The sequence below is a fragment of the Mesorhizobium sp. B2-4-6 genome, from assembly GCF_006442775.1.
GTDB lineage: Bacteria > Pseudomonadota > Alphaproteobacteria > Rhizobiales > Rhizobiaceae > Mesorhizobium.
The window spans coordinates 591,841-615,387 of the sequence record NZ_VFVI01000001.1 but is presented as its reverse complement, the minus strand read 5'-3'; the positions used below and the strand labels follow the sequence as shown (position 1 = coordinate 615,387).

The window sequence follows — 23,547 nt, the reverse complement described above, 5'->3', positions numbered from 1 at the left end:
CCCGCACGGTTTAGCTCAGATATCGCTGCTTTTGGTCGCAAGGCCAATCTCCTGAGGCATCTGAGAAAAAAACACTGTGCATCTGGACGGGTGCCGGCTGACTTCGAACCTCCCGCCGATCTGTCGCACTAGGCCTTCGACAAGTCGCAGGCCGGACGACGACGAGCGCACCGAAGTCAGTTCGAATCCCGGGCCCTCATCCTCGACCACCAGCTTAATGCTTGGGCCGTTCTGTCTGATGGAAACGCGAACGGTTCCATGCCCATTTCCGGGCAAGCCATACTTCACGGCATTGATCAAAAGCTCGTTGATCGTGAGCGCCAGCGGCATGGCAATGTCATTTGGCAGTTGGATCGGATCCGCCTCGCAGAGCAATTGGACGGCTGGGGGGAACATCTGTTTTGCCGTCTCGCAAACAGCTTCCAGGAAAGGTTCAGCACTGAAGTTGATGGCATCGGGCGTGTCATAGAGGACCCGCTGAGCGGCAGCCATGGCGGCCACCCGCTTGCTGGCCTCATCCAGAACGGTCCGAGCCTCCGAACTCTTGCTGGTCCTCGACGCCACCGAAAGCAGGGACTTCAGCATCATCATGTTGTTCTTCACGCGATGATTGAGCTCGTCGAGCAAGATCCGTTGCTGGCTTTCGGCCTGCTTACGCTCGCTCACATCGACCAGCATGTTTATGGCGCCGGTGATGTTTCCAGCCGCATCGCGCATCGGTGTGGGATAGGGAATGAATGGAACCCGGGTACCGTCCGGCCGCTCGGCCACCGCTTCATATCCCCGGATGGGCCGCCCTTCGCGCAGCGAAATGGCCATTGGACATTGATCGTGGGGAAGCGGCGTTCCATCCGGCCAGTAGAGCTTCCATGTCACACACCATTCGTCGGTGCCAATCACGGGCGTTCGTCCGGCGAGTTGCACCGCCGCTTCATTGAAGTAGGTGATCTTCCCGTCGCGATCGGTGGTGTAGATCGCGGCAGGAATGGCGGCGAGCAGGTCTTGAAGGTGGCGCTCGCTGTCTCGTATCTTCGCTTCCGCTACCTTTTTGTCAGTTATGTCTCGGGCGATTTTGGAAGCTCCAACGGTACGGCCTGACGCATCCCGCACCGGCGATATTGTGAGAGAGATATCCACCGGCGTTCCGTCTTTGCGGCGGCGAACCGTTTCGAAATGATCCACGAGTTCGCCGTTGCGGATGCGACCCAATATCAGCGGCTCTTCATCCAGCCGATCCTCGGGAATGATAGTGGTGATGGGCTTGCCTACCATCTCGGCGGCCGTATAGCCGAATAAGCGCTCGGCGCCGCGGTTCCAGCTCGAGACGATGCCTCTGAGATCTTTGCTCACGATGGCGTCATGGGACGACTCCACGATTGCTGCCAGTCGCTGGACTGCATTCTGTGCCTTGACGCGCTCAATGCCGAACCCGAGCTGCCGCGCGATTGTCCGGGCGACTTCAATCTCTTCTGCCGAGCAATCGTGCGGCTCGTCGAAATAGGCCATGAACTTGCCCAGCAGACGCCCGCCTTCGATTATCGGAATGAAACAGACCGCGCCGATGCCTTCTGTTCGGATTGCGTGTCTCAAGTTGCCGGGGAGCTCTGCCTGTTCCACATCGCGCATGCAAATGGGCTGCGGATCGTGGTCTGCTGCGGACCAGGGCGAATGGCCTTCCACGGCGCTTCGATACGCGTCCGACAAGCCGCGCCAGGCGGCGAACTTCATGATCCCGCCTTGCAAAAGCAGAATAGAAGCGCGCTGACATCTTAGCCCGCGCTGGATCGCATCGAGCGCAGCCTCGTAGACGTCTTCGCGGGTATGGGCGTGCTGCAGCATTTCGGTCAATTGATGCAGCGCAGCCTGCTCCTCGGCCCTTCGGGCGAGCGTCGCCTCAATCTCTTTCCGCTCGGTGATATCGTGCTGCACCCGTACCGCGTAGTGAAACCGCCCGCTGCGGTCGTAGACGCTGGAAGACGTCACGACAGCCCAGAAAAGCGACCCGTCCTTGCGCACGAACCGCTTCTCGATTGTGTAGCTTTTGATCTCGCCGGCGACCTGTTGGCGATATTTCGTGCGATCCGCCTCGACGTCGGAAGGAAAGGTCCGATCGAAAATCGATCGACCAACAAGCTCCTCCTGCGTATAGCCCAAAAGACGGCACAAATGTCCGTTCACCCGCAGCAGCCGGCCTTCGGCGTCAGCTTCCACGATTCCCACACCAGCGCTGTGATAGGTCAGGGCAAGTCTCTGCTCCTGTTCGCGCAACAACTCTTCCGCTTCGACCTTTTCAGTCACGTCGATGGTGATGCAGCGCGTGTTGAGGAACTGACCACCAACCGAACGCACGTTCGATGTTATCTCCACCCAACGAATGGAGCCGTCTCTGGCGCGCAACCTCGCGCGATAATGTTGAAGGTGCTCATGCCGAGAGAGACGGTTCAAAATGTCGTCGATTGCGGCGGGATCGGCGTGAAATTCCCGGATGTTGCGGCCGATGTATTCCTCCGCGGCATAGCCGAATAAGTCCAGTTCGGCTCGATTGGCGCGCAAAATGGTTCCATCATTCGCCACCAGGTGGAGAGCAACGGCTGCATTCTCGAAGAAATCTTCCAGTTCGCTGCCGGGGAGCAGGACCGCTCGGTGCCGTTCGACGTCCCTTTCATCGGCGAAGGATTTCGCGCCAGAAATGCTGGAGGGCAAAGCTCGTTGTTCCATGAAAGGTTGAATTCCCCTAAACGCAGCTTAACACCCGATTTCGCAAGAGGTTCCAACGGGCTGCACAATTCATCCGGCCATTAACGGCAGGTGTTATGCTGAAGGCGTTCGCCGGCGCCGGGCCAGCAAATCCGGCGAATCGATGATGCCGCTATTTCGAGCCGTTCGCCGCACGCTTGCACGGCACCGCGACCTGACGCTTATCCAGACCTATGCGGAAAGCAGCCAGTCAAAGATCCGATTCCCGGCTTGGCTGCCGAGAGGCCGCCCGCTCCAAGGACATGCGCAATGGATGCTGCGGAGCGGTAATATTCTTCTGGACGCTAATACAAGCCGCTACATATTTAACGATCGGACAGCTGTCGGAGACTTTCTAGACACACGACTGCCGACCAAAGGGATGATCCGCTGATTTCGGGATGGAGGAAGGCCGTGGAAGATCACGCCGGCTCGGTGCCCAACGTAGCTGACTTCGTCATTCACAAGGTTCTGGATATGTTCGAATACTCCGACCGCGGCGCGGTGGTCACGATGGTCGATCCGCAGGGCGCACGCATCCGTCTCCACGTCACCATCGTCACCGGGGAGTTGCTTTGCGAACACATTGCCGAAGCGCTGGAGCAGCGATACGGGAAATAGAACGTCTACTTCAACAGCGCCGCCGTCCGGTCGACAGCGCTGGGAAAGCCGTTCAACGACAGGGAAAGGACCGTCTCCTTGCCGCCGTCCGCCACCACCTTGACCTTGAGGCTTTTGCCGTCGCGCAAGGTCGCCAATGTCTGGGCGTCGAAGTTCAGGTCGACGATGCAGCCGCCGGGCAGGCAGGTGCGGAAGCGGAGCGGCTGCAGGGCTGGCCCGTCATCGACCTGCAGCGTCACACCCTGGTCCAGCGCCAGCCCGAACGGCAGCACCAGCGTTCCCTGGACGGCCTCGCCGGCCGGGCGCAGTTCCATCGCCAGCACGCGCTGGCGCGACTGGCTGTCCGTCTGCTCCTGCGACAGTGCGCAGACCTTCACACCGGCGCCGTTCTGGATGGCGAGATTGCAAGAAACGGTCCAGTCGCCATGCCCTTCCCTGAGCGAGGTCGCCCCGCCGGGGAGACCGGAGGCCTCTTGCGCGAATGCGGCAGCAAAGGAGAGCAGGTTTGTGGCTATCAGCGTGGCATATCCAATTCGTCTGTTTCGTTTCATCCCGTTTCCATCTTTCAAAAAGTCGGCCCGCAGAGAGTTCGTACATCCGGGCGCATTCTGATTGTTCAGCCAGGCTATGCCCGATGCCTCGTCGCCGCCGCTACCAGCGCACGCTGAAGCCAAGCTTGCCGCTGATGACATTGCTGTCGCCGAAGCTGGCCAGGCTGGTCTTGGCCAGCGCTTCGCCATAGACCGAGTACTTCCCGTCGCCAAAGTCCAGCGACCCGCCGAGGCCGACACCGCCCCAGAACTTCTGGTTCTGGCTGGAAAGCTTCACGCCGGAGACATCGACATCCGTTCCGTCGAGGAAGTCGTAGTAGAGGTTGGCAATGCCGTAGACATGCGCCCGGCTCACCTGGCCGGCGCTGTCGGCCCACTGGTCCTCGTAGTCGGCGGAGATGCCGAGGCGGCCGATCAGGCTGTCGCCGCTGCCGGCCGACACGATCGTGCCGAACGGATCGGTGAACTTGTCGAAATCGACCGCCGAGTAGGAAAGCTGCGCCTGCGGGGTCAACGACCAGTTGGAGCGCAGCGCGATCTTCTGCCCGCTCTCGACGCTGAGCGCATAGCCGAAACCGTTGTTGCTGTCGGCAAGCTTGCCCAGCACGGCCGAGTTGATTTCGCTGTCATACCAGGTCACCTGGGCCTGGGTGTCGACGTAGAAGCCGCTGTTGCCGAGCCAGGTCAGCGTGCCGCCGAGGCCGTAGCCGGTGGCAGAGATCGAGCCGGTGCCGAAAGTCGACGAGACATCCGATGAAACGGTGCCGTAGTGGACGGTGATGCCGCCCAAAAGGGTACCGGCCTCGCTCTCATGCAGCAGGCCGTCGACGCCGGCGTTGAGCTTCCAGGTGGTCACGTCGTAGTCGGTGCCGGTGGTCGAGGTCTTGGGCTCGAACTTGCCATGGGCGGCATCGATGCGGGCCCAGATGGCGTTGCCGTCGACCGGTCCCTGGCCGGGCACGTCCGCGCCCTGTGGCGTCGCGCCCTCGCCCCATGTCCGGTTGCCGATGCGCTGCTGCAGCGTGCCCAGTTCGTTGAAGCTCTGCAGCACGCCGGCATAGGCCTCGTAGAGCGGCGTGCTCGGTGCATAGAGCGGGCCGGTGTCGTTGATCAGGGTGGAGCGCAGATACCAGTCGCCGTCGGCCGGCGTGCTGACGCCGTTCTTGTAGAGCCGATAAGCGTAAGCACCGCCGACCACGGCCTGGTCGCCTTCGAAGACATAGTCGCCAGCAAGCGTGAAGGTGCCGGCCGAGCTGCCGTCGATGTCGACGATCTTGATGCCTTCGCTGGTTTGCGCGCCCGCGCCGCCAACATTGGTGACCGCCAGGATGCCGGTGCCGGAGGTGCTGCCATGCACCACCAGCCTGTCGGTCGTGGAGGCATCGCCGTCCAGCGCGGCATTGATGAGGACCTTGCCGCCATTGCCGACATAGTCCCCGGTCACCGTCAGCACCGTGCCGGGCGCCGCAGCACCAAGCCGCGCCGCGCCGCTGTTGTCGAGCGAGGCCACCGTCTGGTCGAAGCCGGCAAGGTCGAGCGTGCCGCCGGAGGCGACGCTGAAGGCCGAACCCGAGCTGAACGCGTCTGCCGCGCCCGCCGCGAGCGTGCCCTGCTGGACAGAGGTGGGGCCCGAGAAGGCCGAGCCAGCGGCCGTCAGGACAAGCGTTCCATCTCCTGCTTTGTTGAACGCGCCCGACCCGGCCAGTGCCCCCTGCAGGGTCAAGGTGGTAGCGGCGTCGGTCGAGATCGTGCCCTGGCCGAGAATGTCGACGGCACGGTCACTGGCGAAGCTAGCGGTGGTGTTGAGCGTGCCGCCGTTGAAGGAGAGCCCGCCCGCCGCATCGCCGAGGTTTGCATCGGCCGAGACCCTGAGCGTGCCGCCATTGATGGCGGTGCCGCCGCTATAGCTGTTGGCGCCGGTCAGCACCAGCGTTCCGGCATCCGTCTTGATGAGCTCGGCATTGCCGGTGAGCGCGGAGGCGATCGTTGCCGTGTAGCCTGCCCCCGCGCTGGTGCCGTCGCCGACCCGGATCGTCGACTGCGGGCCGACCAGGCCGATATCGCCGCCCTGGATGACATAGCCGTCGGTGGAGAACTGCATGCCGGCGGCCGTCACCTGGCCGAGCCCGATGTCCACCGTCACCGTACCGGCCTGGCCGGCGAAGATGGCGAAGGCGCCGTCGGAATAGGCTGCGTTGATCGACCCGGTGTCTTCGGTCCAGTTGTCGTTGCCCGAAGAGCTCTGCCAGGTGCCGTTGCCGCCATTGATCGTGCCGTCGAACTTCGGGCCGGCGTCGCCGTCCCAATAGTTGAGGTTCAGCCCTTGCGTGTTGACGAGGTTGACCTGATGGTCGACGGACGTCTGCACAAAGTAGTTCGAGGACGGGATGGAGCCGACGGACAGGCCGTTGTTGGTCAAGCTCCCGCTGTAATCGAACACGCGGTAGATGCCGGGGCCGAAGGTTCCGCCCGGCGAGACAGTGACATTGAGCGTGCCGGCGAGCGTCAGATTGCCGCCGACGGTGGTGAGGTCGTTGAGCGCCCCGCCGGCGACATTCGCCTGGCCAAAACTGTAGTTGAGGATCGAGCCGCCGGAGAGCGTCAGATCTCCGGCGATCGCCAGCGTGCCCGGCGTGCCGTCGGCCGATCCGGGCGAGAGCGTCGCGCCGTCGGCCACCGTGACGTTGCCGCCGATCGTGCCCTTGCCGCCAAGCGTGGCGCCGATCCCAACCGAGGTAAGCCCCGTGGCCAGGCTGTTGTCGCCGTCGACATAGAGCCCGCCTGCCGCCACCGTGGTCGGCCCGGCATAGGAATTGGTCCCGGTCAGTGTCAGCGCCGCGGCGCCCGTCTTGGTGTATCCGCCCGCGCCGCCGATCAAGCCGGAGAGCGTAAGGTCGGCATCGGTCTGGAACATGCCGCCGCCGGCATTGAGCGTGACGTCGCGCGCCGAGCCGAACGCGGCGGTGTTTTGCAGCGTCGCGCCATTGTCGAACGACAATGCGCCCGCCGCATCGCCGAGATTGGCGTCGGCCGAAACCTGCAGTCTGCCGCCCTCTATTGAAGTGCCGCCGCTATAGCTGTTGGTTCCGCCGAGCACCAGCGTGCCGAGATCGGTCTTGACCAACTGGCTGGCGCCGGTGAGGTTCGAGGCGATCGTTGCCGTGTAGCCTGCACCAGGCAGGGTGCCGTCGCCGACCCGGATCGTCGCCGCTGACCCAACCAGCTCGATGTCCTGTCCCTGGACGATATAACCGTCGGTGGCGAACTGCATGCCCGCCGCCTGCACCTGGCCGTTGGTGTTGTCGACCGTCACCGTACCAGCGCTACCTGCGAAGATTGCGAAGCTGCCATTCGAGAAGGCGGCGTTTATGTCGCCGTCCGGCCCTGTCCAATTGTCGCCGCCTGCCGCCCGCCAGGTGCCGTTGCCCCCGTCCACACCATCATTGGCCTTTGGTCCGGCATCGCCGTCCCAGAAGTTGAGGGTCATCGCGCTGATATCGACCAGGTTCACCTGGCCCGCGACCGAGGTCTGCACGACGCGGTTGGGCGAGTTGCTGGTCAGCCCGTTGTCGACGAAAGCGCCGTCATAGCTGATCACGCGATAGATGCCCGGCCCGAAATTGCCGCCGGGTGCCTCGGTGACATTGATCGTGCCGTCGAGCGTCAGATTGCCATGCACGATCGTGAGATCGTTATAGGCGCCGCCGACGACGCCAGCCTGGCCGAAGGTATAGTCCAGGGTAGCGCCAGCCTGCTGAAGACTGCCATTGATGGTGAGTGTGCCGGGGGTAACGCCGACACTGCCTGGGGCCAGTGTAGCGCCTGGCCCCAAGCTTACGTCGCCGCCGATTATGCCATTGCCGCCCAGCGTGCCGGCGTTGACGGACGTCAGGCCTGTCGCGGCGCTCTGATCGCCGTCGATGTAGAGAGAGCCGCCAAATACCGACGTCGTGCCGGCATAGGTGTTGTCGGCTGTGAGCACCGTAGTGCCGGTGCCCACCTGTGTGACCTCGCCAGTGCCCGAGATCAGGCCGTCGAAGCTATAGGTGTCGGAGCGATCGAAGCCCAGATTGCCGTTGTCGACGACATCACCCAGGATCGAGCCCGAGGCGCCGCCGTTGCCGAGTTGCAGAACCCCGCTCGCAATGGTCGTGCCTCCGGTATAGGTGTTGTCGCCGCTGAGGGCGAGGAAGCCGGGACCGCCCGCCGTGAGCGCACCGGTCCCGCCTATGGTACCAGACCATTCCACGAAGTTGTCGACGGCGATCGTACCGCCACCGGCGTTGAGCGTGGCGTCTCGAGCGGACGTCAGGCCTGGCCCGGTCACATGCAACGTGCCGCCATCGAAGGTGACGTCGCCGGCCACATCGCCGAGATTGGCATCGGCGGTGATCTGGACCGTGCCGCCATCGATGACGGTGCCACCTTGATAGCTGTTGGCGCCGCTGAGCACCAGCGTGCCGCCGCCCTCCTTGCTCAAGCTCCCGGAACCGCTCACCGTGTTGGTAAGCACCAAGCTGGTGGCACTGTCGGTGTCGAAGGTGCCGCCGCCCGTATTGAGCGTCACCGCACGCGACGAGTTCACGTTGGCGGTCGTGTGCAGCGTGCCGCCATCGAGCGAAAGCCCGCCGGACGCGTCGCCGAGATTGTCGTCGGACGCGACCTGGACCGTGCCGCCATTGATGGCGGTGCCACCCGTGTAGGTGTTGGTGCCCCCGAGCACCAGCGTGCCCAGATCGGTCTTTACCAATTGGGTGGCGCCCGTCAGGTTGGACGCGATCGTGGCGCCATAGGCCGCACCCGCCGCCGTTCCATCACCGACGCGGATGATCGATTGCGGGCCGACCAGGCCGATGTCCGCGCCCTGGACCAGGTAGCCGTCGGTCGCGAATTGCATGCCGGCGGCCAAAACGGGGCCGTTCGTGCCATCCACCGTCACCGTGCCAGCGGCTCCCTGGAAGATAGCAAAGCCGCCGTTTGCGAATGGCGCGGCGAACGTTCCGGTGATATCCGTCCAGTTCTGGTCGCCTGCGGCCAGCCAGGTACCGCTGCCGCCATTCACCGCGCCATTGGAGGCGGGGCCGGCGTTGCCGTCCCAATAGCTGAGCGTCAGCCCGGCCGAGTTGACAAGGTTGACCTGGTTGGCCACCGAGGTCTGCACGAAATAATCGGGGTCCGAGGCGGTTAGGCCGTTATCCGCCAGAGTGCCGTTGTAGTTGATGATGCGATAGACGCCGGGACCTAGGGTTCCTCCCGGGCTCTGCGTGACATTGAGCGTGCCGTCGAGCGTCAGGTTGCCACCGACATTGATGAGATCGTTGAGCGGGCCGCCGGGCACGTTTGCCTGGCCGAAGTCCACGTTGAGGTTGGAGTTGCCCAGCGCGAGGTTGCCGTTGATGGTCAACGTGCCGGGGATATTGCCCGCGCCGCCGGGGGCGAGCGTGCCGCCGTCGGCCACGGTGACGCTGCCGCCGATGGTGCCGGTGCCGCCGAGGGTCGCGCCGCTCGCGACCGATGTCGGGCCGGTAGCACCCGACTGGTTGCCGTTGATCAGCAGCGTCCCGGCATTGACGTTGGTGGCGCCGCTATAGCTGTTGTTGCCGGTCAGCGTGGTGATGCCGGTGCCGAGCTTGTTGACCGCGCCGGTGCCGGAGATGGCGCCCCCGAAGCTGTAGTTGTTGTTGAGGTTGAAGGCGAGCGTCCCGTTGTTGGCTACGCTCGGTGTCGCCAAGGTACCCGCTGTCGCGCCGCTGCCCACCTGGAGCGTCCCGCCCTGGATCGTCGTACCACCGCTGTAACTGTGGTCACCAACAAGCGTCAACGTTCCGGTGCCCTGCTTGTCCAGGCTCTCGAACCCGCTGATGCCCGCGCCCTGGACTGTGCGATTTACCGTGTTGATTACCCGAAGCGTGTCGCCCGCGCCTGTCTCGCCACCGGTACCGGCGTTGACTGTTCCGGTGAGAACGGCGCCGTCGTTGAGCGTCAGCGTGTCGTTGCCAGCGCCTAGGTTGAGCGCTCCCACTCCGGTGTTCAATGTCCCGGTCAGGTTGACGTTATCGCTGCCGCCGCCAAGGTCGCCATTGCCGCGCAGCGTGCCGCCATTGGCGACGTTGATAGTGCTTGCCCCGGCGTCGCCGCTGATCGTCACCGGCGTCGCGCCGGCCCCCTGCACGGTGCCGTTGACGTTTAAGGTCGAGCCGCCATTCATGGCGAGCGTCGGCGTGGTCAGCACCTTGCCCGCGTCGACCTGCAGCGTGCCGGCATTTACAGTCGTGCCGCCGCTGCTGGTCAGGTTGGTCGCCAGTTCCAGCATGCCGGCATCGACCCGCGTCGCGCCGCCGATGCTGCTGTCGATCGCCGATGTCAGCCTGGTCGTCCCGGCGCCGATCTGGGCGATGTTGCCCGCGCCGCTCAGGTTGCCGGCAAAGTTGAACGTGTCGCTGCGATTGAACGACAGCGTCGAGGTCGAGTTGACGACAACGACGTTGCCTGTGCCGGCGTTGCCCGACGTGCCGCCGTTGCCGACGACCAGGTTGCCATCATTGATGACGGTGTTGCCGGAATAGCTGTTGTTGCCCGTCAGCACCCAGGTGCCGCTATCATTCTTGGCCAGCGTCGTTTTCGCGGTCGTGGCATTCTGGTCGACGATCGTTCCGCCCATTATGTTGAGACCGGTGTTCGTGCCGCCCAGCGCCAGCGTGCGCGCTCCGGCCCCACTGTATAATGCGGACCCGGTATTGGTGAACTGGATCGCCCCGGTGCCGGACGATTCGATGAAGCTGACACCTGTCTGCAGCGTGAATAGCCGGTCGGTGGTGTCGCCCGTGCCGGTATAGCGCAGCGTCGAACCGCTGCCGATCACGAGGCTGGATGCCAGGTTCGACGACTTCCCAATTGAACTCGCCTGGCCGCCATCGGCGAGCTTGTCGACGGCAAGCACGCCGCCGCTGATCGTCGTGGCGCCGGTATAGGTGCTGGTCTGGTTCTTGAGCACCCAAGTGCCGGTGCCGGTCTTCGTGAGCGAAGTCGTGCTGCTTGCGGGATTGTCAATGCGCGCCGAAAGCGAGTTGTTGGCCGTACTCGTGCCGGTGAGCGTCAGGGTACGGTTGCCGCTGCCAGACAGCATAATCGGCACCGTGCTGGTAAAATCGATCGCGCCGGTACCGGATGCGCCAAGACCGCCGCCACTCGCACCAAGTGTAAATTGACGATCGGTGCTGCCCCCGGACCCGATATACTGCAGCGTGCCGCCGTTGAGGACAAGATTGCTCGGCGCGGAGCCCGAGGCGCCGATCGAGCTGTTGGAAAGCCCATTCGTCAGGTTCGCCGCAGCGAGAATACCGCCGTTAATCGTGGTCGCGCCCGTATAGCTGCTGGCCGCACCGGAGAGCGTTTGTATGCTGCCCCCGTTCTTCACAAGCCCGCCGCTGCCGCTGATGGCACCGTTGTAATTGGCGCTTCCGATACCGCTTATCGTCAACGTGGCGCTGCCAAGCGTGATGTTGCCGCCAGTAATGCCCAGATTGCCTTGGCTGATATAACCGACCGTATTGCTGAAACCGTTCAGATCCAGGGTTGCCCCGGTCGTGTCCATTCGCAGGCCGCTCGAGCCGAATGCGCTGGTCGACCCCGCGCGGAGGATGCCGCCGTTGACGAAAGTAGCGCCATTGTAGGTATTGGCGCCGGATAAGACCAAGGTGCCCGGTCCGGCCTTTTCGAGTTGGGTTCCCGTCGCAACCCCGCTGAATTCCAGCGTGGTTCCCGCGTTCGACACATTGATCTGGCCGGAGCTTAGCGCAAAGCCGCGGTCGGTCTTTACGCTGGCGCCCGTGTAGATCAAAGTCCCGTTGACCTGCAGATTCGTCGGCGCGTTGCTCGATGCGCCGATGTCGCTCGCCTGTCCGCCATTGCGCAAGCAGCTGACGCTCAACGTGGCGTTTATGATGGTCGCGCCGGAATAGCTATTGGTGCAACCGCTTACCGTCTCGGTGCCGCCTGCGACCGTCAGACCACCCGTGCCGCTAATCGTGCCTGAGAAGCTGCCGTTGCCGTTCGTCGTCAGGGTCGCCGCGCCCAGCAGCACGCTGCCCCCGCCGCCGAGCCCGCCCACGGTGTTGTTGTTGTTGGCCAGATCGAGAGTCGCTCCCGTGGCCACTGTCATCGCCCCTGTGCCGAACGCACCGGCAGACCCTGCACGCAGAATGCCAGCGCTTACCGTGCTGCCGCCGGTATAATTGTTCGTGCCCGACAGCACCAAGACACCGGCGCCGCCCTTGTTGAGACCGCCTGTCCCGGTGCCAACCCCGCTCATCGTCAGCGTGGTGCCGCCGATTACGTCGATAGCTCCGCCGCCGGTGCCGAGCGTGAAGCCACGGTCGCTGCTGGTGGTTCCGCCGATATAGCTGAGCTTCCCACCGTTCTGCAGCACAAGATTGGATGAAGCATTGCTCGCCGCGCCGATACCGCTTCCCTGCCCGCCATTGGCAAGCGCGCTTACGGCCAGAGTGCCGCCGGCAATGGTGGTGGCGCCGACATAGTCGTTGCTCGCGTTGGTCAGCGTCAGCGTGCCGGCGCCGGTCTTGATGAAGCCGGCATCGTCCGGGCTGGTCACTTGGCCGGAGAACGTCAGGTTGGTGGCGGCGTTGGTGACCTCGAAGGTGCGCGATGGACCGCCGTTGACGAGGGTGAAGCCGCGATCGGTCGAGGCCGTCGCGCCGGTGTAGCGCAACGTGCCGTTCTCGATCACCAGGTTCGACGACGCGCTGGATGAGGCGCCGATGCCGCTCGCCGCGCCGCCATTGGCGACACTGTTGAAGGCGAGCGTGGCACCGCTCACCGTCGTCGCACCGGTGTAACTGTTGCTGCCCGTCAGCGCGACGACACCGGTGCCGGTCGAGCCTCCCGTGCCGCCCACCGTGAAGGAGGTCGGGCCACCGTTGTTGATAATGTTCGAGGCGACGGTGAAGGTGCCGCCGCTGTTCTGCTGCACGCCAAGCGCGCTGCCGCCGGCGCCGCCGGTCAAGGAGCCGCCCTGGATGGTCTGGTTAGCGGTTCCGACCGATGGCGAGACGATGATAGTGCCATCCACGCCGAGCGTATTGCCGGCGCCGACAGTGACGATGGAATTGGCCGCCGCCGTGTATTTGAGGCCGCCGAGCGCGACATTGCCGTTCACCGTGCCGGAATAGGGCGTATTGGCGTTGCCGGCTTCGTCGCTAAGGATATTGCCAGTCGCCCACAGGGCCGCATTGTCCTCATCAACATAGGCGGTGAATGCGGTGATGAAGCCGCTCGACACTTGCGCATAGTCGGTGCCGTTGACGGTTGCCCAGCCGCCAAGCGCGCCGTTGGCGTTGCTGGTGGCCATCGACGTTCCCGTGCCGATGCCGAAATCGACGAGACCGCCGGTACGGCTGACGGCGCCGAGATTGACCGTCAGCACGCCGCCCACGCCAGCGGTCGCGTTGATCCGGTTGTTGCCCGCCGTGACGTTCAGGCCATTGAAGCTTTGGCTGTTCATCCCGGTGCCACCTTTCACGGTGAGCGTGCCGCCGCTCATATTGAGCGCCGAGGATATGGAAACGATATTGTTCGTCGGCGCGCCGGGCGCTGTGAAATCCAGCGCCAGCGTGCCGCCGCCGATGCTGGTCGCGCCGGAATAGGTGTTGGCGCCCGTCAGCGTCTGCGTGCTGGCACCTAGCTTGGTGAGGCCGCCGGTGCCGGTAATGACGCCGGCATAGGTGGCGCTGCCCGACGTGCCGTTCACCGTCAGGTTGTTGCTGCCGAGGTCCACGGTCCCGCCGGTGCCCGCCAAGGAGCGAGCGGTTATGTCGAAGCCACCCAGGTCAAGCGTGCCGCCATTGACGACAAGCGGATTGGAAGGCCCGAATGCAGCAGAACTGCCGGCGGTGAGCGTTCCGCTCTGGACCGTGGTGGTGCCGGTGAAAGTGTTGCTGCCGCTCACCACCCAGGTGCCGGCGCCGTTCATGGTGAGGTTGCCGGCGCCCGAGATCACGCCCGAGAATGTGTTCGCCCCCGCGAAGCTGCCGCCGAGCGTCAGCGTATCGGCGACGCCGCCCGCGACAAAGCTCGTCGGTCCGCTGAAGGAGAGCGCGCCGGCGCCGTCATTGCTGATGGTGCTGGAGCCCGAGATCGTCAGCGTGCGGTCGGTCGCCGCGCCCGTTCCGGTATAGCTCAGCGTGCCGCCGCCGAAATTGATAGTGTTGCCGGTGCCGAACGAGCTGTTGGCACCGCTGTTCGCCAGGGTCGCGGCCTTGACGGTGATAGTGTTGATCGTGGTCGGCCCGGCGTAGGTGTTGGCGCCCCCGAGGGTGATGATCCGGCCAGCATTTCCCGTAAAGGCGATAGCCCGGGCGACCGAGGAACTGATGACGCCCAGCAGGTCCATGTCGCCGGACGCCGCGGAGAAATTCATGGTAAGTCCGTAGGCACCGCCGGCAAGAATACCGCCGGTCAGCGTCAGCGTCCCGGTGCCCAGGTTCTGGAGATAGTTGCCTCCGCTGGAGGTGTTGTTGAAACGCCAGTTGCGATTGGAGCTGTCGCCGTCACCGGAATAGACCAGATTGCCGCCCACTCCGCCACCGGCGCTTACCGTGATGGTACCCGACGCCGCATCCGTAGGCGCGCCGAGCGAGCTTGCCACCCCAAGGTCTGCTACCGAGGTGAAGCCGTTGGTGCCCTGGCCGAAAACCGTCTGACCTGTATAGTCGTTGGCGTCATTGCTGATTGTGCCCAAAACCTGCAGCCCGCCGGCCCCGGTGAAGCGCGCTGTGAGCGCCCCACTACCTGCGACCGCACGTCCGCTGACGATCGTAACAACCCGGCTGGCGGCAAGTGCGCTGGTCGAGCCGATAGAGGTACCATTCGCAAGCGAGACGCCATTGCCGGCCGCGCCGAGCGAGGCATCGCTGGCGAGCCCGAGTGCTCCGGCCGAGACGGTGATGTCACCCGTGAAGGTGTTCGCGCCGGTGAGCGTCAGCCCGCCGGCGCCGACTTTGGTGAAGCCTGATCCGGCGATCACCGAACTGATTGTGGTGGTTCCGGCAATGGAAATCGTCGGCGTGGTGCCGGTGAGCGTCAGCGTGCTGCCAGCGATTGTATAGCCCGCGACACCGAAGGCCAGATTGTGGGCCGTCATCGGCCCCGCGAGCGTCACCGTCCCGGCGGTGCCGTTGAAGAAGGCATTGTCGCCGCCGACGGCGGCATTGTTCCAGCTGGCCATCGGCCCGGTGACACCATCACTGCTCGGATTCCAAAACAGCGACGAGGTGTTCCAGGCTCCGGTACCGCCGAGGCCCACAGCGGTGCCGTTGACGTCCCAATAGAGATCGGCCGCCCCTGCAGGGACGGCGCCAAGTCCGGCCAACAGCGCGCCCGACACAAACGCACCACGCAAGACCGGAGCTGCCGCCGAAGCCAGGTGGGCAAGATTCGGCGCATAGCTTGCCGCCTGGCCTTTCCATTTGGTCATGCGGCCGCCGCGCAGCAGGCGCGAGAAGATGGCGACGCGCGTCTCCGTCTGCCCCGGGCGGCCCGGACGCCTTTGGGAGGATGCGCGTCCGGGGTGTCGGCCGTCGGCTTTCAATCTTCGCCCGCCGGCGCCATCGCCGGCTCCCACGTGGTCGTGGATCGGTTCGCCGCAGGCCAACCCAGCCATCTACCCCCCCCTGCATTAGCATATCATAATGTTCCCCGACGGAATCAGGGCCCGACTCAAGAGAAAGGCATGATCTGTACGTTGCGTATTTCAAAAAAGTGCGGAGTTTTGTAAAAACGTACGGTCAATCAACGCCTGAAGCGGAAACTTGGACAAAGATGTTAATGGTATAGCACAAGTCATTATTTCGTAAGACTAATATACCTTTAACGAGTGAGCCGCGGTTTCGACGATTCAGATGGAGGAGCGGAAGCGGGTCGGTGTCGTGCCCCGGTGCTTCTTCATCGCAGCTGTCAAATGGCTCTGACTGGAAAACCCGCTGAGATAGGCGACATCCGTAATGGTCGCGTCTCCCTCGGAAAGCAGCCGCGTTGAGTGATCCAGCCGCAGGTCCAAAAGATAGCGATGCGGCGACTTCCCAAAGGTTCGGCCGAAGGCCTGCGTGAAATGCTTGGGCGAAAGGTTGGCAAGCGTCGCCAACTCGCCGACGGAGATTTTCCGGGTGAGGTTAGCCCTCAGGAAGTCCTCCAGAGTGCGCGCCGCTTTTCGCGTCAGCCCGCCTTTGAGCTGCTGAGGTCCCTTGTCCCGCGATGTGTAGGCCTGAAGGATATGAACTCCGAGGATGGCGATGAGGTGCTCGACATAAAATTCGGCGGCGCCCTGCTGCTTGGTAAGTTCGGCTTTGAGCAATTGCCCAATACGCAGGGCGGTATGATCGAGCGTGCCAAGGGGCGGAGGCTTCAACTCGACCTGCTCAGTGCCGAACTGTTGTCTCGCAAGCTCCTTCAGGCTGCTGTCCGGGTAGACGACAATCGAACTTTCCCGCGCCTCCGACAGATGCAGGCGAGCTTCGAGATGCGCCGGCTTCACGATGATGCCCCCTGCCGGCGCGTCATAGCGCTTGGCCTTGCCATCACCTAGTCTTGCGCATGTGTCCGGCGCGGGGTCGAGGCCGACATATATGACATGGTGACTTGCCGGAAACGTGTATGATCCGGGAGGCAATAGTGAATATGCGGCTGTTCCCCGCCTTGTCGCTATCGCCAGGCCATCGGCCACCGAAAGAACGGATTCCAGATCAGCATCGGCTGCCAGATCAGCATCGGCTGCCGGATCAGCATCGGCTGCCGGATCAGCATCAGCTGAATGAGAATTATCATCTAAATCGCATTCCGGAGAAGTCATGCCATTTCGGCCCTTAACACAGGTTATCGTTTTGCTTCATCTGAAGTGTATTGGGCCATATTGGACCCCAAACTCAACGTTAGTTAGACGCGCCCGTTCCCACCCCAAGGCACATCTGTGGCAGCCCGAAGCAAGCTGTGCGACAAGTCAGCCAGCTGCCGGTCGAGTGGCGAATTTTCGATTTGGAACGGGCGATATTCGGAAGAGCAGGCCGAACTGTTCTTCAATGCTCTATCCACGATAGATGCACGTCAGCCGGTCAAAAATTCCCGGTCTGCCGAGTCTTGCCAAACGATCATCGCTGCATCAGCCTCCCGCCGCCAAATCCCCGACTCCCGGCGTCGAGGACAATAAGCTGAGTTCTTGATCCACAAAAGAGCGCATCATCGAACCCTCCGTTCGGAATTTTAAACATGGAAACGAACCCATCTTATGAGCTGAAGGACACAAGCTGCTTTGTTCAGATCGCTCGCGCCGGGATATCGAGAGCCGCGGACACCCAATAACGTTCCCAAGTCGACGCTCAGCCACCACTTGCAGAGATTGGGGAACGCGCTTGGAGGTGGAGCTGTTCGTACGCAAGCACAGGGGACTGGAACTTACCGACGCTGGGAGGGAGTACCTCGACAATTGCGTGGCCATCTTCGACAGTTGCGAGAACGCGGCCAGCGCTGCGCAGCGCGCGCACTCCTCCATCAGCGGAAGCGTTCGCGTTCTGGCCAGTTCCGAATTCGGGACGGCGATCATCGGCGCGGCGACGCACTTCCTCCTGCGCGATAACCCCGACAACGACATAGACGTAAAGATCATCCCAAACGACAAGCTTATCGTTGGGGATTTCGATTTCGACTGCATGATCTATGTTGGCGAGTCTCCAAACTCGGCCTTGATGCGTCGAACACTGGGCGCCATATCCTACGACTTTATGCCGGCCCCGACTTTCTGGCTCGGCACGGAACGCCGAAAACTGGCGCCTCAGACAGTATCGATCGGGAGGATACGGTATCGCTTTCCCGTGAGGCTGGCCAAGGCGTTTACCACCGCCGGCGAAATGACTGGGGTGGCGGGTTCGCCAACACCCAGCGGGGCGTCATCGCTTGGCACGATATGCACATCGATCGCCGCCGGCGCGTCGGACATGTAGGGCGGCCGAAATCCATCGAAGTTCGACTGCTCAACGCCGCCGTCCTTGAGTGTGATGGCCGACATGAGCTGAGTGAGACCGAAGCCGATCGCGCCTTGGCACTGAGCTTCGATGGAAAGCGGATTCACCGGTAGCCCGCAGGCGATGGCAACAGTGACGCGGTGGATCCGCGGGCGATTGTCCACCACCGAAACCTCGGCCGCGCAGGCGATACCGGTGTCCCAATAGTCCGCGCACGCGATGCCTGCGGCGTGGCCGGGGGCAAGGCCGTTTCGCCACCGGCTCTTCTCCTCGAGCAAGGTCAACGCATCGCGGACCTTTGTGGCCTCGGGGTCGAGAAGCTTCAGCCGATAGGCGATGGGATCGGCGCTGGCGCGAACGGCCAGCTCATCGATCAGGGTTTCCATGACAAAAGTGTTCTGTGAGTGCCCGACGGAGCGCAGGGTGTAGACCGGCACGCTCACCGCCGGATGGTGTACCGATATCTCAAAGTTCGGGATGCGGTATTTGTTGTTCACCGCTCCCTCGATGACGAGCGGATCAACGCCATCCTTGATAAAAGTCTTCTCCATCGCCGTTCCGATGATGAACGACTGGCCAACGGCCACATGTTGCCAGGCCCATGGCATCCCATCGGCCCCGATTCCGATTTCGACGCGATGGGTCGTCATTGGCCGGTAGTAACCGCTCCGCATGTCGTCTTCGCGCGTGTAGATGAGCTTGATCGGCGTGCCGCGCACGCGCTTGGCAATGGCCGCGGCCTCGAAGGGCACATTGCCGTCGAGCGGGCTGCGCCGGCCAAATCCACCGCCGGCAAAGACCACATGCAGTGTGACTTGGCTGGGATCCAATCCGAGCGCCTGGGCGAGCACGCCTTGATCAAGCGTGGCAAATTGAGACGGAATCCATGCTTCCGCACGGCCGCCGTCATAGCGAAGCGTCATGTTAAGGCACTCGAGCGCAGCGGCGGCCAGATATGGAAGTTCGTAGTCCGCGACAAGGCGCTGGGAAGGCTCTGTCCGGGAAAGCGCTGTCTTGTCGCCTCGGCTGAGCGCGATTTTTCCCGGCGTTTTGGCGAGAGCCTGAAACCTGGCGCGCAATTCCTGGCTGTCGGCGCGCTCCACCCCTGAGAAATCCCAGTCGACCTTGATCTGGTCCCGCGCCTGTTTTGCGGTCCAGAACCGGTCAGCAACCACGACCACGGCGCTTCCCTTGACAAGAGGAATTTCGAACACGTCCCGCACACCGTCCATCGAGCGGGCCGCTTGCGCGTCGAACGCCTTGACCTTCGCCCCGAATACCGGTGGCCGTGCAATGAGGGCGATCATCATGCCCGGTAGGTCGATGTCGAGCGCGAATTTTTGCGACCCGTTCGTCTTCGCGCGGCTGTCCATGCGGCGCGTCGGCTTCCCGATAATCCGGAAGTCGCCAGGATTCTTCAAGACAACTTGCTCCGGCATGGGCCTGCGCGAAGCATCGTCCGCGAGTTCGCCATAGCCTGCCGATTGGCCGCCGGGACCACGGACCACGCCCGCATCCGTCCGACACTCGTCCGGACGCACGTTCCATAGATCGGCGGCGGCGCCCACGAGCATTGCGCGGATGCGGGCGCCGAACTCGCGATGCTGCTGATAGCCATAGCGCACGGACCACGAACCGCTCGTGCTCTGTATCCCGAGCGGTGGCGCCTTGTAGGCATCTCCCGCCGGGGCAAGCTCGGCGCTCACTTGGGACCAGTCCGCATCGAGCTCTTCCGCGACGATCATCGGCAGTGATGTGAGCACGCCCTGCCCCATCTCGATGTGCCTCACAGCGATTACGATCCGCCCGTCGGGCTTGATGTGAACATATGCGTCGGGCGGGGCTGGCGGCGCGTCGGCGCTCTGAGCGAGTGCCGGAAGATCGAAGTGCAGCGAAACCAACAGTCCGCCAGCGGCAACTGCCGATGCACGCAGGAAAGTGCGGCGGCTTAAATGATCCTTGTCAGGCTGGCGTGCGAACCGCATGGCCCGTCTCCTTGCTAGATCAACCGTGTCGAGGCGTCCTGGATGGCTGCGGGGATGCGCACATAGGTGGCGCAGCGGCATAGATTCGTCATCGTTCCCTCGACGTCGGCTTCCGATGGTCGGGGCGTCGCCTTGAGCAGCGCCACGGCGGCCATGATCTGGCCGCTCTGGCAATAGCCGCACTGCACGACATCCTTCTCCACCCAGGCCTCTTGCACGGCTCGACCGACACGATCGCCGCCGATGCCTTCGATCGTCACCACCTCCTGATCGCCGACTTCCGAGACCGGCAAGCCACAGGAGCGGGTCGCTTCGCCCGCAAGGTGCACGGTGCAGGCGCCGCACAGGCCGATGCCGCAACCGTATTTGGTACCAGTCAGCTTCAGCTCTTCGCGCAGAACCCAAAGCAAAGGGGTCGACGGATCAACGGTTACGTCCCGGCGCTTCCCATTCACCGTGATCTTGTATGTCGCCATCGAGGTTCTCCGTCGTATGACGTCGAGGTTGGCGCCGAACCTGGTGGCCCGAGGCATGTCGCAGCCTATGGCGCGACGCTGACGATCGAAATGACATAAATCCCAGAAAAACCGCCATTGGCGGGTCGCTGTTCGACGGCTCGGCCGATTACACACGCCACACGCGCAGCCGCTACCGTGGCACGGCTTTGCACTTCGCCGGAGCGCGTCAATGTTTTGATGGAGGCGGTGTGGGACGGAGGCTGGGCGACCGCACGGCTAACCGGCCGTCGTCACGCCCGCCCGCCATTAAGCTACTCTGCAGAACAATCGGTCACGGCAGCGATTTCAAGTATGCGATGAGATCGGCGCGATCCGTTTTGTTCGGCACTGCGACAGTCATGGAAGTGCCTGGCACGGATTTCGCCGGAGCGACGAGGAAAGCATCCAGAGAGCCTTCGTCCCAGGTGATGGCCGCGTTCACCAAGGCCTTGGAATAGCGGGCGCCGGCGACCGAGCCGGCTTTGCGGCCTACAATTCCGTTGAGATGCGGGCCAACCTTGTCCTGACCCGTCACGGAGTGGCAGGCAGCGCATCGATTGAAGATCGTCTTGCCGCGATCGGCGTTCCCTTCCGCAAGAGACGGTGAAGCGGCTGCCATCATGGCGACGACGACGGCGATCGTCCGCGGACGGATTCTTGCCCTCCCGGTCATGACGCACACAAGCTGTCTGAACAGGTCGCCATCGAGGTTCTCCGTGTGATATCGAGGGTTCACGCCGAGCCTTGACGGCTCGAGGCATTCGCAGCCTAAGGGGACGATCCGACGATCGAAACGACATAAATCCCAGAAAAACTGCCGCCAATCCGCGAGCCTTGCCCCGCCCAATCACGCCCACGCTGACCCCGCCGTTGCAAATGAAGCATCGGGCACCGTGGCCGGGCGCTGGATACCGACAATCATTCGGCACCCGGCCACGCCGCAACCTGCGGCAGGCGAGGTGCCGAGTGCGGCTTCGCAAGCCCCGTTCGCTACCAGGTCCGCTCCGGGAAGTGCGCCCCTCCGCTGACCGCCGCGCGAAGGAATGGGCCGTGTAGCAGGTTGTACGGGAAACCGAGCTCGATGGCGCTCGCCGCATCCAGCCGCGTCATCTGTTCGGCGCTCAAGCTGGTGTCGAGCGCGCCGAGATTGTTTTCCAGTTGCTGCAGCGTCCGCGCGCCGAGCAACAGAGCCGTTACCCTGGTATTGGCCATGACCCAGGCCAGCGCGACCTGCGCCGACGACCGACCCGTTTCCCGGGCGATCTCGCCGACGACATCGGCGATGGCGAGGCTGCGTTCCGACAGGGAGCCGTGGGCACCGGCGACCGCCTTGCGCGACCCCGCGATGCCGGTCTGCGAGGCACCGAGATCGGCGCGGCTGTATTTGCCCGACAGGACGCCATTGGCGAGTGGCGCCCAGGGCATGAAGCCCATGCCCATCTCGTTGGCCATCGGGATCAGGTCGCGTTCGGAGGTGCGTTCGACCAGGCTGTATTCGCTCTGCAGCGCCACGAACGGCGTCCAGCCGCGCAGGTCGGCGATCGCCTGCATCCGAGACGCCTGCCAGGCGGGAATGTCCGAAAGGCCGAGATAGAGCACCTTGCCCTGGCGGACGAGGTCGTCGAGCCCGCGCAGGATCTCTTCGACCGGCGTCAGCCCCTCCCACTGATGGACATAAAGCAGGTCGATGTAATCGCTCTTCAGCCGGCGCAGACTTTCCTCGACCGAGGCAACCATGCTCTTGCGATGATTGCCACCCGAATTCGGATCGCCCGCGCGGGTCGCCATCGTGTATTTGGTCGAGATCACCAGCCGGTCGCGCTTGCCTTCGGCGAATTCGCCGACAAGGCGCTCGGAGGAACCGTTGGTATAGGCGTTGGCGGTATCGACAAAGTTGCCGCCGCGGTCGACATAGGCGTCGAATATGCGCCGCGCCTCGTCCTGTTCCGCGCCCCAGCCCCAGTCGGAGCCGAAGGTCATGGTTCCCAGTGCAAGCGGTGAAACGCGCAGGCCGGAACGGCCGAGCAGGCGGTAGATAGCAAGGTCAAGTGATTGGGTCATGGGATTAATCTCCAGGAACGGGTGAAGTTGTCTGGAGTAAAATGAACCGTCGCCGCCGATAAATTAATCCGCTATAATCCTGATAAGCTAGTTAGAGATCGATGCATAATGAGAGGATCCGACTTCGCCGAGTTGAAGGCCTTTGCCGCCATCGTCGATCATAGGAGCTTTGCCCGCGCGGCCAGCCATCTCGGCATGTCCTCGTCCGCTCTCAGCCAGACCATACGCCTGCTCGAAAGCCGTCTCGGCGCAAGGCTTCTTAATCGGACGACACGAAGCGTGGCGCCGACCGCGGTCGGCCAGAAACTCTACGAGCGGCTTGTGCCAGTCATGCTGGAACTGGAGTCGGCGGTAAGCGAAGCGGTCGACGCGACCGGACGTGTGGCCGGCCTGCTGCGCATCAATGCGCCTGGCTACGCCGCAACCATGCTGATCGGGCCCAGGCTCGGGCACTTTCACAGAGCCTATCCGGACGTGGTGCTGGAGGTCGTCTCCGACGATAGCCTCAGCGACATCGTCGCCGGTCGCTTCGACGCCGGCATCCGCGCCGGCGAGCGGCTCGAAAAGGATGTCGTGGCCGTTCGGCTGACGCCGGACATGGAGATGATGGCCGTCGCGTCGCCCGACTATCTGAGCACCCGAGGAATCCCGAAGAAACCGGCGGACCTGCACGCCCATGCTTGTATCAACTGGCGCTACCCCGGCAGCGGCGCAGTCTACCGTTGGGAATTCGAGAAGGATGGAAAGGCGTTCGAGATGTCGGTCGACGGACCGTTAACCTCGAACATGCAGGAGGTGGTGCTGGATGGCGCGCTTCAGGGTCTCGGCATCCTCTACACTTTCAATGATCATCGCATTGTGCGTTCAATCGAGGAAGGACGCCTCCAACGAGTCCTGGTGGATTGGTCGCCGACCTTTCCCGGCCTCTTCCTCTACTATTCAAACCGCCGTTCGCCAACGCCGGCGTTGCGGGCCTTCATCGACTGCCTTCTGGATCGCGATAGCGTGACCGCGCCTGAAGAGTAGAGGGGTAATTTAAGCTGAAAACATAGCACCAACCAGCTTTGCC

General features: G+C 63.2%; 10 protein-coding genes. 2 read left to right on the top strand and 8 right to left on the bottom strand.

Annotated elements, in window-relative coordinates; genetic code table 11:
* Positions 1 to 15 precede the first annotated feature (15 nt).
* Positions 16 to 2,718, bottom strand: coding sequence for a PAS domain S-box protein (locus tag FJ957_RS02970; RefSeq protein ID WP_140828330.1), 2,703 nt, complete (start codon positions 2,716 to 2,718; stop codon positions 16 to 18).
* Between the two features lie 432 nt (positions 2,719 to 3,150).
* Between FJ957_RS02970 and FJ957_RS02965 the strand changes: the two genes are divergently transcribed.
* Positions 3,151 to 3,357 carry a hypothetical protein gene (locus FJ957_RS02965; protein WP_140828325.1) on the top strand — a complete coding sequence of 69 codons (207 nt, stop codon included), beginning with the start codon at positions 3,151 to 3,153 and terminating at the stop codon, positions 3,355 to 3,357.
* 5 nt (positions 3,358 to 3,362) lie between these two features.
* On the opposite strand, the gene FJ957_RS02960 is transcribed toward FJ957_RS02965, so the two are convergent.
* From FJ957_RS02960 to FJ957_RS02930, 7 genes are all read right to left on the bottom strand, one after another.
* Entirely contained in the window at positions 3,363 to 3,908 is a 546-nt protein-coding gene (locus tag FJ957_RS02960; RefSeq protein ID WP_140828321.1) for an invasion associated locus B family protein, read from the bottom strand.
* Between the two features lie 100 nt (positions 3,909 to 4,008).
* Entirely contained in the window at positions 4,009 to 15,585 is an 11,577-nt protein-coding gene (locus FJ957_RS02955) for an autotransporter-associated beta strand repeat-containing protein (protein ID WP_140828318.1), read from the bottom strand.
* 234 nt (positions 15,586 to 15,819) lie between these two features.
* Positions 15,820 to 16,770, bottom strand: a complete 951-nt coding sequence (locus tag FJ957_RS02950) for an AraC family transcriptional regulator (protein ID WP_140828315.1) — start codon at positions 16,768 to 16,770, stop codon at positions 15,820 to 15,822.
* A gap of 975 nt (positions 16,771 to 17,745) precedes the next feature.
* Positions 17,746 to 19,920 (bottom strand): molybdopterin cofactor-binding domain-containing protein, encoded by a 2,175-nt coding sequence (locus FJ957_RS02945; protein WP_181180483.1) that lies wholly within the window; start codon positions 19,918 to 19,920, stop codon positions 17,746 to 17,748.
* Positions 19,921 to 19,934: 14 nt separating this feature from the next.
* On the bottom strand, positions 19,935 to 20,396 hold the full coding sequence (locus tag FJ957_RS02940; RefSeq protein ID WP_140828308.1) for a (2Fe-2S)-binding protein: 462 nt from the start codon (positions 20,394 to 20,396) through the stop codon (positions 19,935 to 19,937).
* Between the two features lie 313 nt (positions 20,397 to 20,709).
* Positions 20,710 to 21,090, bottom strand: a complete 381-nt coding sequence (locus FJ957_RS02935) for a cytochrome c family protein (protein ID WP_181180482.1) — start codon at positions 21,088 to 21,090, stop codon at positions 20,710 to 20,712.
* 317 nt (positions 21,091 to 21,407) lie between these two features.
* A complete protein-coding gene (locus FJ957_RS02930; RefSeq protein WP_140828306.1) occupies positions 21,408 to 22,478 on the bottom strand; it encodes an aldo/keto reductase in 1,071 nt (356 codons plus the stop codon).
* Between the two features lie 108 nt (positions 22,479 to 22,586).
* Here FJ957_RS02930 and FJ957_RS02925 point away from each other — a divergent pair, with 108 nt between their 5' ends.
* Positions 22,587 to 23,504, top strand: coding sequence for a LysR family transcriptional regulator (locus FJ957_RS02925; protein WP_140828301.1), 918 nt, complete (start codon positions 22,587 to 22,589; stop codon positions 23,502 to 23,504).
* The last annotated feature ends 43 nt before the right edge of the window (positions 23,505 to 23,547 follow it).

Bases quoted from the DNA above. Each gene is read 5' to 3' on its own strand.
- FJ957_RS02940 (WP_140828308.1), bottom strand. From the start codon at position 20,396: ATGGCGACATACAAGATCACGGTGAATGGGAAGCGCCGGGACGTAACC.
- FJ957_RS02930 (WP_140828306.1), bottom strand. From the start codon at position 22,478: ATGACCCAATCACTTGACCTTGCTATCTACCGCCTGCTCGGCCGTTCC.
- FJ957_RS02960 (WP_140828321.1), bottom strand. From the start codon at position 3,908: ATGAAACGAAACAGACGAATTGGATATGCCACGCTGATAGCCACAAAC.
- FJ957_RS02950 (WP_140828315.1), bottom strand. From the start codon at position 16,770: ATGACTTCTCCGGAATGCGATTTAGATGATAATTCTCATTCAGCTGAT.
- FJ957_RS02935 (WP_181180482.1), bottom strand. From the start codon at position 21,090: ATGACCGGGAGGGCAAGAATCCGTCCGCGGACGATCGCCGTCGTCGTC.
- FJ957_RS02955 (WP_140828318.1), bottom strand. From the start codon at position 15,585: ATGGCTGGGTTGGCCTGCGGCGAACCGATCCACGACCACGTGGGAGCC.
- FJ957_RS02970 (WP_140828330.1), bottom strand. From the start codon at position 2,718: ATGGAACAACGAGCTTTGCCCTCCAGCATTTCTGGCGCGAAATCCTTC.
- FJ957_RS02945 (WP_181180483.1), bottom strand. From the start codon at position 19,920: ATGCGGTTCGCACGCCAGCCTGACAAGGATCATTTAAGCCGCCGCACT.
- FJ957_RS02925 (WP_140828301.1), top strand. From the start codon at position 22,587: ATGAGAGGATCCGACTTCGCCGAGTTGAAGGCCTTTGCCGCCATCGTC.